The organism is Phormidium sp. CCY1219, from assembly GCF_035615515.1.
GTDB lineage: Bacteria > Cyanobacteriota > Cyanobacteriia > Cyanobacteriales > Laspinemataceae > CCY1219.
Genome location: NZ_JAJENT010000408.1, coordinates 1 through 16758 on the forward strand (window position 1 = coordinate 1; position 16758 = coordinate 16758).

Sequence of the window (16758 nt, forward strand, 5' to 3'; positions counted from 1 at the left end):
CCCGGCGGAAGCGTTGCGGGAGGCGCAGTTGGAGATGTGGCAACGTGAGGAGTGGAAATCGCCCTATTTTTGGGCGGCGTTTACGTTGCAGGGGGAGTGGCGATGAGTGAGATGGTGGGGAGACCCAGCCTCCAGATAGGCCCGATCGCCATCTGCTGGGAACGAGTCTGGGGGATATTATATCACATTTGGCCGATTTTTCAATAAAAATAGGGCGGGCGATCGCGCTGTCGCCCCGGGCTTCGCTAGTGTTGGCCAAAACGCGACTATTAGTTGCGCTGCTGTCTCTGATGAATGGGAATTTTTAAGATAACTTCCGTTCCTTGACCCAATTGGGACAGACACTCTAATTCTCCGCGATGTTTTTCCACAATAATCTGATAGCTAATGGCCAATCCCAATCCGGTTCCTTTACCCACTGGTTTGGTGGTAAAAAATGGTTCAAACAGTTTTTGTCGCACGGAGTCGCTCATCCCACACCCGTTATCGGCAAGTCGGATAACGGCGAATTCACCGTCAACTGTAGTGCGAATTTGGATGGTCATTTGTTGTTGGTCATTGGTCATTTGTCCTTGGTGGTTTAGATCGGTTAGGGATGACTCTAAGGCATCGATCGCATTTCCCAGCAGATTCATAAACACCTGATTGAGCTGGCCCGGATAGCACTCAATTAAGGGCAGAGTTCCGTATTCTTTCACAATCTCGATCGCCGGTCGATTGGGGAGTTCGCGCAAGCGGCTATTTAAAATCATCAGGGTACTATCAATCCCTTCATGGATATCCACTTCTTTCACCTGGGCTTCATCCAGGCGAGAGAAGTTCCGTAAAGACCGGACGATTTCCTGAATGCGTTCTGCGCCCACTTTCATCGACTGCAGCAATTTTGGCAAGTCTTCGGCGATAAAATCTAGCTCGATCGCCTCCATTTCGGCTACAATGGTCTCTGGCGGTTCGGGGTAGCTGGCTTGATATAATTCGATCAGTGCTAACAGTCCCTCGGCGTATTCTTGAGCCGGAATGATGTTACCATAAATAAAGCTTACGGGATTGTTGATTTCGTGAGCAACGCCGGCGACAAGCTGACCGAGGGAGGACAATTTTTCGCTTTGAATCAGTTGAGTTTGGGTTTGTTGCAATTCGCGCAAAGCTCCTTCCAATTCCTGGCTTTTAGCTTTGGCGGTCGCGGCGGCGGTGGCTGCATCATCGTAGAGGCGGGCCTGGTCGATCGCGATCGCCAGTTGGGAGGCGATCGCGGTGAGTAACTCGATTTCGATGTCGCGCCACTGACGGCGATCGCCGCACCAGCCGACAATCGCACCCACTTCTCCCCCCCGGGTTTGCAGGGGGATATACACCCCCGCCTGCGCCCCTATTCCCTGCATAAACTGCTGCAATACCGGGTCTTCTACTCGGCTTGTATCTTCCACCCGCAGTTCTTCCCCGCTTAAAATATGCTCCTCCACCATTCTTCCCAACTCTGCGGTGGGATAAACCCCAAGCTGACTGGGAAGGTCTGGGGCGACAGATTCTCGCACCACTTCCCAGGCGGGGGGTTCCCACTGGGGACGATACCACGCAAAGGTACAGCGATCGAGGTGTAACGAGTGGCGCACTTCCTGGACGGTGGTTTGCAAAATGCGGTCCAAGTCGAGAGACTGGCGAATGCGGTCGATCAGGCGATTGAGCAGTTCCTCGCGCTGGGCGGTTTCTCGCAGTTGCGCTTCTCGTTCTCGCAGGGCGGCTTCTGCGAATACGCGATCGCTGATATCGCGATCCATCCCCCGATACCCTCGGAAATTCCCCTCGCGATCGAACATCGGGACGCCGCTACTCTCCAGGATAACCCGATGACCGTCTTTGTGCAAGTTGGTATTTTCCACAAATTTGAACGGTTCTCCTCCGGCGCAGAGTTCGGCCAATCTCTCACTCGCGCGATCGGCGTCTATAGGATGCATAATATCCGTTGGTTTTTTCCCCAATACCTCCTGCGGTTCGTAGCCCAAAATTTCGCGCACATTCGGACTCACATAAGTGTAGCACCCTTCCCCATCCACTTCCCACACCCAATCGCTGGTGGTTTCGATTAAGTTGCGGAATCGTTCTTCACTTTGTCGCAGGGCTTCTTCCGCTTGCTTAGGTTCCGTGATATTTTGCGACATCACCAAACAGGCAAAAATTTCATCGGCTTCGTTATGGAGAGGTAGCGCATGGATAATATAAGTTTCCTCGCCCAATTGAGATTCAAAAACGCTGGGGTCTCCCGCCAGGGCGGCGCGATACCGGGGCGCAGCGCGATCGCAACTCTCTGGGGGAAACACCTCCCAAATGCTCTTTCCCTCCACAACTTCCTTCGATAACCCCATTTTGGCTAATTCCGTACCCCCCGCCAGGATAACCCGCAAGTCGCGATCGAGCAAGCTCACCGCCCCGTTGGGGAAATTATCGACTAACGTCCGATACAGTTGCTCGCTTCTTCGCACTGCAGCTTCTGCTTCCAAGCGTTCCGTAATCTCCAACCCTAATGAAATTAACCCATTGACTTCTCCGCTTTCATCAACTATCGGCGTATTGTACCACTCGCACACAATCGTCCGCCCATCTTTGGTACGATTTTCATTCACATGATAAGTCCCGCCTTCCTGATTCAGCAATTGACTTTTAATCGGTTCGAGCTGTTCTCTTAACTCTTCCAACACGATTAAGTCAAATATATCGCGCCCATTTGCTTCTTGGGCACTGTAGCCGAAAATTCGTTCCGCTGCGGGATTCCACGCGACCACTTCCAAATTCGGAGTAAACTCGATCGCCGCTAGAGGAGTTTCGCGCACCAGCAACGAGAGTTTTTGCGCCGTAGCCCGTCGTTCCCGTTCCGCCTCTTTTCGTTCGGTGATATCGATATTATATACAATCAGACCCACAACTTCCCCTTCGCCATTTTTTTCCTGGGAAACCGATAGATAAACATCAGCCAAATCACCGGATTTTCGCTGCGTTTTTATTTCTCCCTCGTAACTTCCCTGTTGCTGAATTTGCGGCATCATCTCCTGCTGGAAATACATCACAGTATCCGATGGATAAAGGAAAGTAATCTCTCGACCGATCGCTTCCGCTGCAGCATACCCGTAAATTCGTTCCGCCCCCTGGTTCCAGCGAGTCACGTTCCCCTGTAGGTCAGTGGTAATCACCGCATCGCAAAGCTGGTCGAGAATGCGCGCCTGCTGTTGCAACTCAGCTTCGGCGCGTTTCTGTTCCGTAATATCTAGAATAAACAACCCAATTGCTATAGCGTTGTCACTGGTTTTCAAAGGAATTAAAGAACACAGTCCCGTCCGATATCCCCCCCGCATCGGCATGTTTTCGCTGATTTCTACATTAACAATCGATTCACCTGTGTTGAGGACGTATTGCAACGCAGGTTCCACATTATCAGCCAATTCGGGTAAAACTTCCCTGACGGCTTTTCCCAAATGTTCCGCTACCGAAATCCCGTGCATTTCCGCTAAGGTTTCGTTGAGTTGCAAGTAACGCATCTGGTGGTCTAAAATGCCGATACCCAGGGGAGAATTGTCAATCAAGGAATTCAGAAGTGCCTGTTGATGCGCCAGTTGACGTTCTAACGCTTTGCGTTCGGAAATGTCGGTAGTAATGCCAATAAAGCCGATAATTTCACCTTGGTTATCTTGAATGGCATCCGTGCGACCAAACACTTCAAAACACCGTCCCGATCGCGCTCTCACTTCCCGTTCCCCACTCCAGGATTTGCCGCTGGTAATAATCTGCAGCATTTCCCTCGCCACCGTTGAATCGGTAAACACATGGGGAATACCGCCGGCGGCATTAAACGCTTCCACGGTGTCGTAGCCGTAAAGTTCGGCAAAAGCGCGATTATGATAGATATGATTGCCCTTTTCATCGGCTATTGAAATTGCATCGCTGGCACTATCTACCGCTTTACTAATCCGCAACAGGGTTTCTTCATTTTGCTTGCGCTCGGTCATATCGAGCAAATACCCATCAAAATTGGTAATTTCACCGCTTTCATTGCGAGAGATTACGGTAAAATCATACATCCAGCGAAATTCCCCCGCGCCATTTTGCAGCCGATATTCTTGCTCGAACGCATTCACCCCGGTATCGCAATAATGCTGCACCTCAGCGGCAATTCGTTCTACATCCTCGGGATGCAGCAGGGTGGCAAACGGTACTGTTCCAGAGGTCAAATCCGCCGGTTGATATCCCAATTGCGTCACATTGGGCGATACATATTCCATCGGCCAATTAGCTTCGGGTTTCCAGCGAAACACGATAACCGGACCGCCCACAAATAAGTTTCTTTCTTGCTGTAATGCGGTTTCGGCAGCTTTGCGATCGCTAATATCCGTTATCGACCCCACATACCCGCGAATCTCCCCCATCTCGTTTCGTTCCGCCACCGCCTGGGACAACACCCAGGTTATTTTCCCCAAAGGATCGACCATGCGATACTCAATCGATAATCGGCGATTTTCTCGACGCGCGTTTTCCCATTCCGCGAAGACCCGATCGCGATCCTCGGGATGAATGGCACTCAGCCATCCTGTCCCCAAACTTTCCTCCCGGGAAAGTCCGGCAATTTCACGCCAGCGCTGGTTCACATACAAACAGTTTCCACTGACATCCGCATGGTAAATCCCCACGGGAGAGACTTGGGTGAGAGTTTGATAGCGCCGATCGCTCTCTCGTAATTGCGCGATCGTGGCTTGCAGTTGCTCGGTTCGCTCTTCTACCCGGCGTTCCAGTTCCTCGGAAGCCTCTTGCAGTGCCAGTTCCACCCTTTTACGCTCCGTGATGTCCATCAGGGTGCCAAACAACCGCACCACGCGATCGGCTTGTGTATAAGCTTCTCCTTTTGCATAAACATACCGAATCTCTCCCGTGGGACGGACAATCCGCGCTTCCAATTCATAGGCTTGGCCCTGGGCGATCGCTTGATTCACTCGACCTTGGAACTCCTCTCGGTCCTCGGGATGATACAATTGCACCAATTCCGCGAAGCTGGGTACGCCCTCGGCGGGGTTTACCCCGTAAATCCGAAAGATTTCGTCGGACCAGGTAATCCTTCCACTGGCGACCTCGAATTCCCAATTCCCCACATGCGCCATTTGTTGCGCCGCGCTTAAATCCGCTTCCCGCTTGCGCCGGATCCCGCGATCCGCGATCGCCTCGCCGATATCTTCGATCGCCTCAATAAAATAACTCGGCGATCCATCCGCATCCCGCACCAGAGAACGGGTCAATTTCACCCACACCACCGCTCCATTTTTATCAAAAAACCGTTTCTCCATCCCATCGGTGGCCATTTCTCCAGCCAAAAGCCGACGCTTCCCCTGCACATCTCTGGCCCAATCCTCCGGATGCCCGATATCCCGACTCTGCATCTCGGTTAGCTCCCTTGCATCATAGCCGAGAATCTCGCAAAACTTGGGATTGACCCGGATAAATTCACCCCCGATTCCCACCTGTGCCATCCCCACACCCACTCGTTCCCAGGTGGCGCTCAAAAAGTCGGGACTTCGAGAAGGAGATGCAGAGAACTCCTGGGCTGTTCCCTCAGCGCGATCGCCCTCCAAGGTCACGATCCAACCGCCTATCTCTCCGTTGCTCTCTCGCCACTGATGAGCCTGTAGTTTCCGCGCCTCTGTGGCGTCTGGAACGGATCGGGGAACCGATTCCCCCTCCCCCTGGAACTCTACCCCTGGAGAATCCCTTCCCGAGGTTTCGCCCAGATTTTCCAGGTGACAGGGTTGACCGATAACCCCTTGCGCCTCGAGTCCGTAAATCCGCAACCATTGGCGAGACACGGCGAGATAGCGCAGATCGCGATCGAGCATCGCCGTCGCAACGGGCAAATGCTCTAAAAACCGGGAGAATAAATCGGGACTTGCAGCAGCGTACATAGACTCTTGTCAAATCTTTCTTTATTGAGGATAATCAATATTTCGATAACTTAGGGACAGGAAGTTGGGTTGTCAGCAAATTAGGCGTCAGCCCCGCCCGGGAATCACAACCCTCGATTTTTCTTAACCGTGACTTTTCGATATCTCTTGTTTTACAAACCCTATGGCGTCTTGACTCAGTTTACCGACGCCAGTGGCGCTGATGGGGGCACCCCGCGTCCCACTTTAAAAGATTATATCCCCGTACCGTCGGTTTATCCCGTGGGTCGGCTCGATCGCGACAGCGAGGGACTGCTGCTGCTGACTAATCGCGGTCAGCTACAGCACCGACTCTGTTCTCCCCAATTCGCTCATCCGCGCACCTACTGGGTGCAGGTAGAGCGCATTCCCGATGCGGCGGCGTTAAATCAACTGCGAAATGGAATCTCAATTCAGAATTATCGCACTCGTCCGGCGAAAGTCAAGCAATTATCTGCCCCCCCACCGTTACCGCCGCGCGACCCACCGATTCGCTACCGCAAAACCGTGCCCACCTGCTGGTTGGAAATGACCCTGACTGAAGGCAAAAATCGTCAGGTTCGCCGGATGACGGCGGCGGTGGGATTTCCCACCTTGCGATTGGTTCGCTCTGGTATTGCTCATTTGCGCTTGCAGGGATTGGAACCGGGCCAGTGGCGGGATTTGACGGCGGAAGAAGTCAAAGCTTTGCACCAACTCTTGCGCTGATAATCGGATTGCTTTTGCGATCGCCAACATTTCGTGGCTACAATTGTTCCTGAGTTGGTTTTCCGAGTTTAACCTGCACCACCTCCGGCTCAGTCCCGCTCTTGTTTTTCATTTAGTTTGCATATATTTAGGAGTTTAAATTGCGATTTTATTGTCGGTTAATATTTGGGTCAATTTTCGATTTTTTACTCTCTGCAAAAAGAAGCCTGAAAACTCACCTATTATTTGAATTGGTTATTTTTTGGAATAAAAAGGTTTGTCCTATAAGGATGAGGAAACATGGTTTCTAGGAAAATGGAACTGCTGTTTGCGAGATTGCTATGAATGGCAGGAGAGATTTTAGTAGGGTAATAAAATAAAGGCTGAGGCGAGTTTTTTTAAGAAAGACCAAACCGTTGAGAGAAATACATCCGAGAACAAAGATAGGTAGAAGAAATATTGGGGTAAAGTGGGGAAACAACATAACGGATTTAACCCGATGAGTTGGCATGGTTTGCAGTAGCAAACTAACTGCGTAAAGAAAGTGAAGAAGCGGTGGAGTCATTGGCTCACCCCCTAGGCAAATCGATCGGGGGGGGGTAGAAGCGGTGAGGAGAACTTTACCGTCTCAGGAAAACCCAGAGTTAAGGCAGAATAAAGAAGGCGGATTGAGTTGATTTGTGTATTTTGAAGCTTGCAACCCGGTTGATTCGGGTTGTATAATGGTCTGGGTTTTGCTACATTGAACGTAGGGAAGGGGTGGACAACCCGCAGGGGGACATTAAAAACAGATGGGGAGAAAAGAAGCAGGGGGCATTTTTTTGGGGGCGGTGACCACCCCGGGAAACGCTCTCGGGAAAACTTTATGAAAACTTCAAAAAAACTTTAACAAATTTTCACATTATCCATCACATCCAGTCGAGAGGAGTTCAGGAATGACGTCGAACAGCTATTTTAGCGAGTGGAGCGACCCACCAGAGTACCGCGAACCTCAAATGAGCGATAATGCCCAGTGCGGCGATCGCGATCGGCGAGATGCTCCCAGGCGCGTCTCTTCCTCGCGCGCAACAGTTGTTTCCCCCGATCGCGCACAATCCAACCGCGATCGGACAGACATCTTTTGTCCAGCGCCCTATTTTAACGCAGAATTGCCAGATAACATTGAAGGAGACTACAGCGAATCCCTGAGGGACTCCCCGCACTGGCGTCGGCTTTACTTTTACCTGGATTTAACCGCCTGTATTCTAGCAATTAACCCCCAAGGAGCCTCGATATTGGGTTACGCCGCACCAGAACTGATAGGGCGAAATTTTTTAGATCTGATTTATCCGGAGGATCGCCAGCGAATCCAACGGAAACTGAAGGCTCTGACTCGTCAAAAAGCCTGTCAGTGGTGTCCGAGAGATCGCGGTTGTCTCTCGCCTCCCTTCCCCCTGGGAGAATTTCGCCTGCAATGCCATGACAAGAGTAAGCTGTGGGTCAGCGTCACCCTGTCTTGCGCTGCCGGTGTAGGTGAGAAACCCGGTTTATTTCTCGCCGGGGAGCTGTTTGCCCGCACCCAGGAGGGGAGTGAGGAAGCCACTGCGGGTATGCACCCCCAGGGAACCCGAACCCCTGCCCCAGTGACGCAACCCCTTCCTGCGTTCCCGGACATTTCCCCAGAAGCGATCGCCGCCATCGAAGCCAAGCAACTCGGCTGCATCGCCGCCGCAGATGACCCTCCGGCAAAGCATTGCGAAAATAGCGTCGTCCCGGTGTTCGAGCAAACCCTTGCCCGCACCAAAAGCCCAGTTTTCATCACCAATCCCCGCTTACCGGACAATCCAATCGTCTATGTCAACCCCAGTTTCGAGCGACTGCTGGGCTATAGTGCCGCCGAAGCGATCGGGCGCAATTACCGCTTCTTGCAATCTGGCGATCGCGAGACATTCGCCAAAATCACCCAGTGCATCGCCCAAGGCAAAAAAACCCGGGCGATCGTCCGCAACGCCCGCAAAGATGGAACCGAGTTTTGCTGCGAACTCTCTATCTATCCGGTCCGCAATTGTGCGGGAGAATTAACCCATTTTATCGGCATCCAAAACCAGACCGCAGACGTCAGTGCGTCGGCAGCACAATTGCACCCCGCCGCAGAGCAAACCACCCCCCCCAAGCCCGATTCGCCTCCGCCCAAAGCGCCCGGGGGCGATAGCGAACAACACTATCGCCGCATTGTCGAAACCACCAGCGACGGACTTTGCACCCTCGACCCTGGGGGAAACCTCTCCTATGTCAACCCGCAACTGATGAAAATCCTCCAGCTTTCGGAAGCTGAGATGCTCGGAAAGCCATTTTTGGACTTTGTGGACGAGCGCTCTCGGGCGATCGCATCTGAGGCGATCGCCGAAACTCGCTACGGTGTCTCTGGGCGACAAGATTTGCAATTGCGTCGCCCCGATGGTTCCTCCCTGTGGACCTTGGTCTCCTTCCAGCCGCTTTTTGACCCGGGCGATCGCTATGCAGGAACCCTCGCTACCCTCTGCGATATTAGCGATCGCTTCCGCGCCGAAGTCTCCCTAACCCATCAGTTTCAGCGGGAACGCTTGATCGCCCGCACCATCGCCCGCATTCGTCAGTCGCTTCACCTCGATGCCATTCTCAACACCGCCGTCACCGAAGTGCGGGAATTTCTCCAATGCGATCGGGTCTTGATTTTTCAATTCCAGCCCGGTTGGAAAAGCGGTACGGTCCTGGTCGAATCCGTTGCCGACCCTTGGCCGAAAATCGTCGGCACCACCATCCACGACCCTTGTTTTGAAAACCTCGTCCCCCTTTACCTTCAAGGTCGCATCCATGCCATGAGCGATCTCGATGCCGCTAATCTGACTCCCTGTTACGCCGCTTTACTCTCGGAATTTCACGTCAAAGCCAATTTAGTGGTGCCCCTGGTCACGCCGAGTCGGGATCCGAGAACCCTCAACACGATGGATTCTGAATCTTCGACGATGGGGTTATCCAACCTGTGGGGTTTGCTGGTGGCTCATCACTGTTCCTCCCCCCGTCACTGGTTGTCTCAAGAAACCACATTATTGCAACAATTAGCCGCGCAATTGGGAATTGCTATCTCTCAGTCCCAGTTGTATCGTCATCTTTCCCAAGTGGGAAGCACCCTCGAACTTCAAGTGCAAGAACGCACGGCACAATTACAACAATCCCTCGAATTTTCCGATTTGGTCTGCCGCATTACCGATAAAGTCCGCGAAAGTTTAGACGAAGCTCATATTCTGCAAACGGCGGTTGCAGAATTGGCCAACGTTCTCAAGGTCGATTATTGTTGCGCGGCGCTTTACGATGCCGATCGCACCACGGCAACCATTTGCTACGAATCCAGCCAGTCTAACATGGGGTCGGGTTTGGGCCAAGTGATTCCCATCGCACAAGCACCCCATGTGTTTGACAAATTATTGGCCGGCGAATATTTTATCGCTTGGGATACCGGGCAAATGCAATATTTTCAAGGTCCTGAATTGGGGGATTTAGCTTGTCCGGATCTGGCGCAAATGGTGGCGGCGAAGTTAATCGTGCCGATTTTTGACGACCGAGGGGCGATCGCCCATTTGGCACTGTTGCACTCTCAGTCTCGGGTGTTTGGCGACCCGGAAATTCGCTTGGTGCAGTTGGTGGCGTCGCAATGCGCGATCGCCCTGCGTCAAGCTCGCCTCTATCAAGAAACCCTGGGGAAACTCGACGAGTTGGAAACGCTCAATCGTCTGAAAGATGAATTTCTCAGCACGGTTTCCCACGAATTGCGATCGCCGATGACCAACATGAAAATGGCGATCCAAATGGTACAAATTCTCTGCAAACAATGGGAAACGCCTGACGCTGACCCCGCTTCCATTCCCTCCTCTTCGGTGCGAGACCGTCTGTCAAATTATCTGAGGATTTTACACGACCAATGCGAGCGCGAAATTAATTTAATTAACGATTTGCTGGATTTGCAGCGCCTAGATGCCGCTTACACTCGGGAAGTATCGGAAATTCAGTTGGAACATTGGCTCGCAGAATTAACTGCGCGCTTTGAGGACCGCACCAACCAGCGTCAGCAACATTTACACCTCAATCTTCCCACGCCACTCCCGCCAATTGTTACCGAAACTTCCAGTTTGGAACGGGTGATGATGGAGTTGTTGAATAATGCCTGCAAGTACACGCCGCCGGAAGAGGAGATTATCGTTTCTGCTACTGTCAAGGGCGATCGCATCCGGTTGTGCGTTACTAATACCGGCATCGAAATTCCACCCGAGGAAATGAATCATGTGTTTGAAAAGTTCTACCGCATCCCCAGTGGCGACCCTTGGAAGCAAGGAGGCACCGGTTTGGGGTTGGCGTTGGTGCAAAAACTCACCACCCATTTAGGAGGGCAGATTTTCGTGGAAAGTGGCGATCGCAAAACTTCTTTTATCGTGGAAATTCCGCTAACCTTAAATTGAACTTTTCCCCCTGACGGATAACCGGGTAAGCGGGCAACCACGGTTTTGCAAGCGAAGTGCAAAGGCGCTAAACGCGGCCTTTGGGGTTGCATCGTTTCCCTCGGATGACTTACTTAACACATTTAACTGTTTTTGTCAATTATTTTTCCGGAAAATTTTGGAGCAATTCTCCCTCGGCGTCGGGGGGGTTGATTTTGCTGCATGTTACGGGTGCAATTAAAATTGGGAAAGTTATGGTGTTTAAAACCCTGTTTAAAATCTGAACGTTAACCTATCCATTCCCTAACTGGAAGTATTCCCATGCTTGTCTGTCCTCAATGTCAGTTCCAGAATCCGAACACCCACAAGTTTTGCCAAAAGTGTGGCACCTCTTTAACCCATAAGTCCTGTCCGGAATGCGGCACCAAGGTAAGGGTGAGCAATTTGCGCTGCGATAATTGCCACGCGATAACGGGTCAGATTTGGTGGGCGATCGTCTCGCCAAATGGCACCCCATCTGCGGCGCAAGAGTCTGCCAATCCCCTGGAGTCTGCGCCCCCGCAAGAAGCAGAAGCGGCGCAAGACTTGCCCCCCGTGGGCGTGGCACCTGAGTCGGAAATGCTAGAGACGGAGGTCTCTTCGGACACCGAAATTCCCATTGGGTCTTCTACTGCAGGGATAGCCGGTTCGGCGTTCATGGCAGATGCAGATGCCTCAGCAGAGGTTTCTGCCGAGGCAACTCCCGCCGAGGATCTCGAAAACCGGGAAGAATCGGCAGTGGAAAGTCCGGAAGCGCTACCGGAAACTGAAGCAGCGCAAGCATCGCAAGCAGAAGCGATCGGTGCTGAAACCCCCGGGGAAGAAGTGGAAGAGGACTCGGTTTTCTCCTCAGAAGTCGATGCAGACATGGAAGCATTGGAGGGGAGTGAATCTTCCGCGCCCATACCGATGCCGGCAGGGAGTTATCTCGACTCGCAACAACGGTATCAATTGCTAGAGGAGGTGCCTCGGGAGGCTATTTCGGGGGAGGTGACGGTTAAAGTCTTGGATACTCAGCCCCTGCAGCAGTCGCCGCTGTCGGCGTTGAGTTCTCACTCTGTAGAATCTTTTTATCCCGCTTCGGAAATGACCTCGCAGAAAGAAACACCGGCGTGGGCAATGGCAATTCCGGCGATCGCCCATGCCTATCTCGCCCTTCACGGCCACTTTTATTCCAATTTGCCGACGATCCACGATGCTTGGCATCAGGATGAACGGGTGGTTTTACTGTTAGAAGACCGCACTGAGTTGCCGCTTTTAGTCAATAGCGCCGAAACTGCACTGACTCATCCGGCCCAGGTGTTGCATTGGGTGCAGGAAATGACGGAACTGTGGGCGGGGTTAGAAGAGTGGCACTGTCGTCAAAGCTTGCTCGAACCGGGGAATTTGCGGGTGGATGAAGACCAGGTATTGTGTCTGCAGCGGTTATATGCGGAGGACTCGAATGCTCCCCCCAGTTTAACGGCGTTAGGCGCACTGTGGCAAAGGCTGTTTAATGGTTCGGTGGCGGCGGATGATGGCGAGGATAGCCAACATCTGGTGCAGTTGCAGGGGTTGATGGGGGAAGTCACTCAGGGAACGGTCTCGACGATGGAGGAGTTGCGATCGCGCTTATCGGAACTCGCGAAGCAGATCGAACCCCCCCCGCCCACGGTTCCGCCCACGTTCTCGGGGGGCACCACTCGCCTGCAAGGGTCGGACTACTTTGAGGATGTGGAGGATTCGGACGCGCCGACGATGGTGATGCCGATGGAATTGGCGTCTCTGGCGGCGGCGGGTGCTACGGATATCGGACGCCAACGGACTCATAATGAGGATGATTTTGGCATCGAAACCCAGCACAAGGAACGTCTGGGGTCGCGATCGCAATCCACTCACTGGAAGGGTCTTTACATTCTCTGCGATGGCATGGGGGGCCACGAAAGCGGCGAAGTGGCGAGTGCCCTGGCGGTGGATACCCTGCGCGAATATTTGCATACCTACTGGCAAGAGAGTTTGCCGGATAGCGAAATTCTGCGATCGGCTATCTTGCACGCGAACCAAGCGATTTACCAGCGCAATCAAGAAGAACTGCGCGGCGGTAGTGGTCGCATGGGGACGACGTTGGTGATGGCTTTGGTGCAAGATACTTCGGTGGCGGTGGCCCATGTGGGGGATAGTCGTCTCTATCGGTTTAGTCGCGATCGCGGTTTGCAGCAAGTGACCCTGGATCACGAAGTGGGTCAGCGGGAAATTCAACGGGGGGTGGATCCGGCTACGGCTTACTCTCGTCCGGATGCTTACCAACTGACTCAAGCCCTCGGTCCGCGCAATGAGGATTTTGTCCGCCCTGACGTTCAGTTTTTTAATGTTGAGGAAGATACGTTGCTGATTCTGGCTTCTGATGGATTGACGGATAACGATTTGTTGGAGAAGTATGGCTCGACTCACATCGAACCGTTACTTGAGAAGAATGCCGATCTGGCGCAAGGGGTGAAGGCGTTAATCGATCTGGCAAATCAGTACAACGGTCACGATAATATTACGGCGATCGCCATCCGCGCTCTGGTGGAAGAAGATTGAGTGGTGGGTTGGTATAATTCGTGAGGTGGCGGGGGAGCGGTTTTCTCTTGCTCTCTCCCTGCCTCTTTTCTCGACTGTATTGTTTTGTGTTTTCAGGAGTTTCCAAGGTGGTTACTCTCGCTCTGTTAGATTCTGCAAACCAGACTCCCCTACATCAGTGGCGGTTTGACAAGCCGCAAGTCATTCGCGTGGGGCGATCTCCGGAAAATCAGGTGGTACTCGACGATCCGGTGGTGTCTCGCCAGCATCTAGAACTGCACCCCCCGCAGGATAGTCAATCGGGTGATTATTGGCAGCTTGTCAGCTACGGCACCAATGGCACCTTTGTCAATGGCCAATTCGTTTCTCATCAAGCGTGGGTCAATGATGGGGCATTGATTCAATTGGCATCGGGCGGTCCGGTGCTGAAGTTTCAGATGAGCGTTCCGGCACCCAAACCCCAAACTGCCGCACCCCGTCGCGGATCCGCAACATGCACTCACGCGAACAATCCTCCGAATACTTTATTCTGCATTCACTGCGGTCAACCGATTCAGGTGGAACGTCAGATTCGCGAGTATCAGGTGTTGAAAACTTTGGGACAAGGTGGAATGGGTACGACTTATCTGGCGTTCGTCCCCCCGGAAAAGGGCAACTCCCGTCCCACCATGTTGGTGCTTAAGGAAATGAATGCGGATATGACTCGCATCCCGAAAGCGCGGGAGTTATTCGAGCGCGAGGCGCGGGTGCTTGAAGGTCTCGCTCATCCGGGAATTCCCCAGTTTTATGATTTTTTCGTGGAAGATGGCAAAAAATATCTGGCAATGGAGACGATCCACGGTCAGGATTTGGAACGGCGCGTTTTTCAGCGCGGACCTGTGCCGTTACCTCAGGCGATCGATTGGATGATTCAAACCTGTGAGGTATTGGAGTATATCCATTCTCTCGACCCGCCGATCGTGCATCGGGATATCAAACCGGCGAATCTGATGGTCAGGACAATCGATAATCGAATTGTGGTTCTCGATTTTGGTGCGGTGAAGGAAATCGGCACCCCTTTGGGTACCTGCATTGGCGCACCAGATTATACCGCCCCGGAACAGAACCGAGGGGAACCGCTTACCCAGTCGGATATCTACGCGATCGGTGCGACTTTGATTTTTTTGCTGACTGCGGAAAGCCCCCAGAAGTTTTTTGAATTGCACGGACAAAGTTATGGGTTTAATGTGAAAAATGACCCGCGCATCACTCCGGCAGTTCGCGCTACCATCGAAAAAGCAACCCAGGCGAAACCGAGCGATCGCTACCAAACGGCTGCCCAACTCGCTCGTGCCTTGGCAGCCTGTTTGTAGGGGGTGAGGGATGGGTGGAGCGATCGCTCTTCACATCCTCACTCCCAAAACCCATTGATGATGTGTCGTCAGGGGCTTTTACTCATCCTCCTCTTCCCACGACTCCACCGCGATCAGATGGAGTACCGGGTCTTTCATCGAAAAGCCAAAATCAAGCAATTCACTTTTCCAAAACTGCCATTCATCACCATACAGAAAGGCAATTTTCCACAGGCTATCGCTGGGCTTCAGGATTTTTGAGTCTACTAGCGATCGCACTTGACGCTGTAATTTCTCCATCGGGTGACAAACCTTCTGGCTCATAATACCTCTTAAATTTTCCAAAAATTGCAACTTTTCTATTGCTTCTCAAGACTATTTTCCCAATGGCCGCACCCTGCACTCGCCCCATCCTCGTAGAGTTGACGGCGGATTTTGGGCGAACCGGTTGTTCCCGTTTGGTGCCGCGATTGGAGACCCGTTTCTAAGCATTCTCTCCGAACGCTGGCATTCAGAAACCGAAATGGGTGACCTCGCTTTAGTCTCGCGCTGTAGATGTTTCGGCATCCTCTTTCCACTGCATTCCACGCACTGTACTGAAATAATCGTTGATTGATACTCCCGTGGAAACAGCTCTGTTGTCTGTGCAAAGAATCTGAACCATTGTAAAGTTTTACTTTTCAGCGATTGCCTCGCATCCAGGCGAACCTTCGATTGACCTAGGTTGACATGGGTCGCTTCTAGGTCTCCCAGAACGCGCTTTACCCCGAATAAAACGGAGCGGCGCTCGGTACATCAATGCCTAGATTCGGTAGTCAGTTGAGAAACTACTCTATATCTTTTATCGTAGCACGCTGGTTTTGGCAAGTCTATTTTTAATTTTTTTTTCAGCTGACGGTTTTTTCGATTTCATCCTGTGCGGATCGCGATCGCAACTCCGTTTTCCCCTCCCCCCGAAAAAGCGCCTGCGCCTCCGGTAGAAGTGGTAGCGGTTTTCCCATCGCTTCTCCCGCCGTTGTATGGCATCAACCCGCATCTGGTTCGCCAAAGCGCGCACCTGCGGCATCCCGCCACTTTCCTCGAAAGCCGATTTCCCCTTCCTTAGATGAGGAATTGTGCTTTCCGTCAGCATCTTTTGATTCCAGCGTGCCACTGTTCGATCGGCGCGATCGCGACGCTTTCGCGCCTGAGACTTGCCGCTGAATTCGCTATGTCTGTGAAATGGGTTTTCTCCCCCATCATCCCTCAGGCCACATTAGTGCCCGATATGGCAATTCCACCCCACCGAACCGATGATAAGCCCCGGTATGTATGAATCGGTCTGGGTGAACTTTTTGCCCTCAGACGAGGGGAAAAAAGTCCGGTAAACTTAGCTTGACAGTTCCTTTTGGCCTGTCACTTATTTACTCTACCATAAAATGTTCCAATTTTTTCGTCGGATTTTTACAAATTTTTTTGGGGATTAACCCCCCTTTTTTTGTCGGTGGCGATCGCCACCGGCTGTGCTTCCCTATTCCCTCGCCAGGTCACCGGTGCCGCAGCTTTTCCGCCACTGACTTTGCAGCTTTGGATCCGAGTCTACGGGGTCTCGGCTCCGCGATCGCAACTATAGGCTTCACAAGTCCCACTTGCCAATCTCTCCACCTCTGGGCTTTTCACCCGAAATCAAAGAAGTCATTCTTACCCCTAACGGCTACCAAACTTAGATAAGTCTGGTCTTCTGGTCAGGTGAGCTTGGGAAAATAAAGTCTTACC

7 protein-coding genes are annotated in these 16758 nt (G+C 52.3%); 5 read left to right on the forward strand and 2 right to left on the reverse strand.

The genetic code is table 11. The annotated features are described in order from the left end of the window. Window positions 1-106 (forward strand): CHAT domain-containing protein (locus tag LKK83_RS31985; protein ID WP_442957300.1); only part of this gene is annotated, 106 nt, incomplete at its 5' end. Between the two features lie 163 nt (window positions 107-269). Here the strand turns inward: LKK83_RS31985 and LKK83_RS09000 are convergent. Further along, complete coding sequence (locus LKK83_RS09000) at window positions 270-5936, reverse strand: PAS domain S-box protein (RefSeq protein ID WP_324630743.1); 5667 nt, start codon at window positions 5934-5936, stop codon at window positions 270-272. 129 nt (window positions 5937-6065) lie between these two features. Here LKK83_RS09000 and LKK83_RS09005 point away from each other — a divergent pair, with 129 nt between their 5' ends. The 4 genes from LKK83_RS09005 to LKK83_RS09020 all read left to right on the forward strand — a co-directional run bounded on the left by LKK83_RS09005 (window position 6066) and on the right by LKK83_RS09020 (window position 15024). After that, the gene (locus tag LKK83_RS09005) at window positions 6066-6662 is read left to right on the forward strand and encodes a pseudouridine synthase (protein WP_324630744.1); all 597 of its coding nucleotides are present in this window, start codon (window positions 6066-6068) and stop codon (window positions 6660-6662) included. 914 nt (window positions 6663-7576) lie between these two features. After that, complete coding sequence (locus LKK83_RS09010; RefSeq protein WP_324630745.1) at window positions 7577-11113, forward strand: PAS domain S-box protein; 3537 nt, start codon at window positions 7577-7579, stop codon at window positions 11111-11113. 300 nt (window positions 11114-11413) lie between these two features. After that, window positions 11414-13693 (forward strand): serine/threonine phosphatase, encoded by a 2280-nt coding sequence (locus tag LKK83_RS09015; protein ID WP_324630746.1) that lies wholly within the window; start codon window positions 11414-11416, stop codon window positions 13691-13693. Between the two features lie 107 nt (window positions 13694-13800). After that, the gene (locus LKK83_RS09020; protein WP_324630747.1) at window positions 13801-15024 is read left to right on the forward strand and encodes an FHA domain-containing serine/threonine-protein kinase; all 1224 of its coding nucleotides are present in this window, start codon (window positions 13801-13803) and stop codon (window positions 15022-15024) included. A 78-nt stretch (window positions 15025-15102) separates the two neighbouring features. On the opposite strand, the gene LKK83_RS09025 is transcribed toward LKK83_RS09020, so the two are convergent. Further along, window positions 15103-15327: a DUF4327 family protein gene (locus tag LKK83_RS09025; protein ID WP_324630748.1), complete on the reverse strand. Its 225-nt coding sequence runs from the start codon at window positions 15325-15327 to the stop codon at window positions 15103-15105. Window positions 15328-16758 lie beyond the last annotated feature (1431 nt).

Coding starts and splice junctions, on each gene's coding strand:
- LKK83_RS09000 (WP_324630743.1), bottom strand. CDS start 5,936: ATGTACGCTGCTGCAAGTCCCGATTTATTCTCCCGGTTTTTAGAGCAT.
- LKK83_RS09010 (WP_324630745.1), top strand. CDS start 7,577: ATGACGTCGAACAGCTATTTTAGCGAGTGGAGCGACCCACCAGAGTAC.
- LKK83_RS09015 (WP_324630746.1), top strand. CDS start 11,414: ATGCTTGTCTGTCCTCAATGTCAGTTCCAGAATCCGAACACCCACAAG.
- LKK83_RS09025 (WP_324630748.1), bottom strand. CDS start 15,327: ATGAGCCAGAAGGTTTGTCACCCGATGGAGAAATTACAGCGTCAAGTG.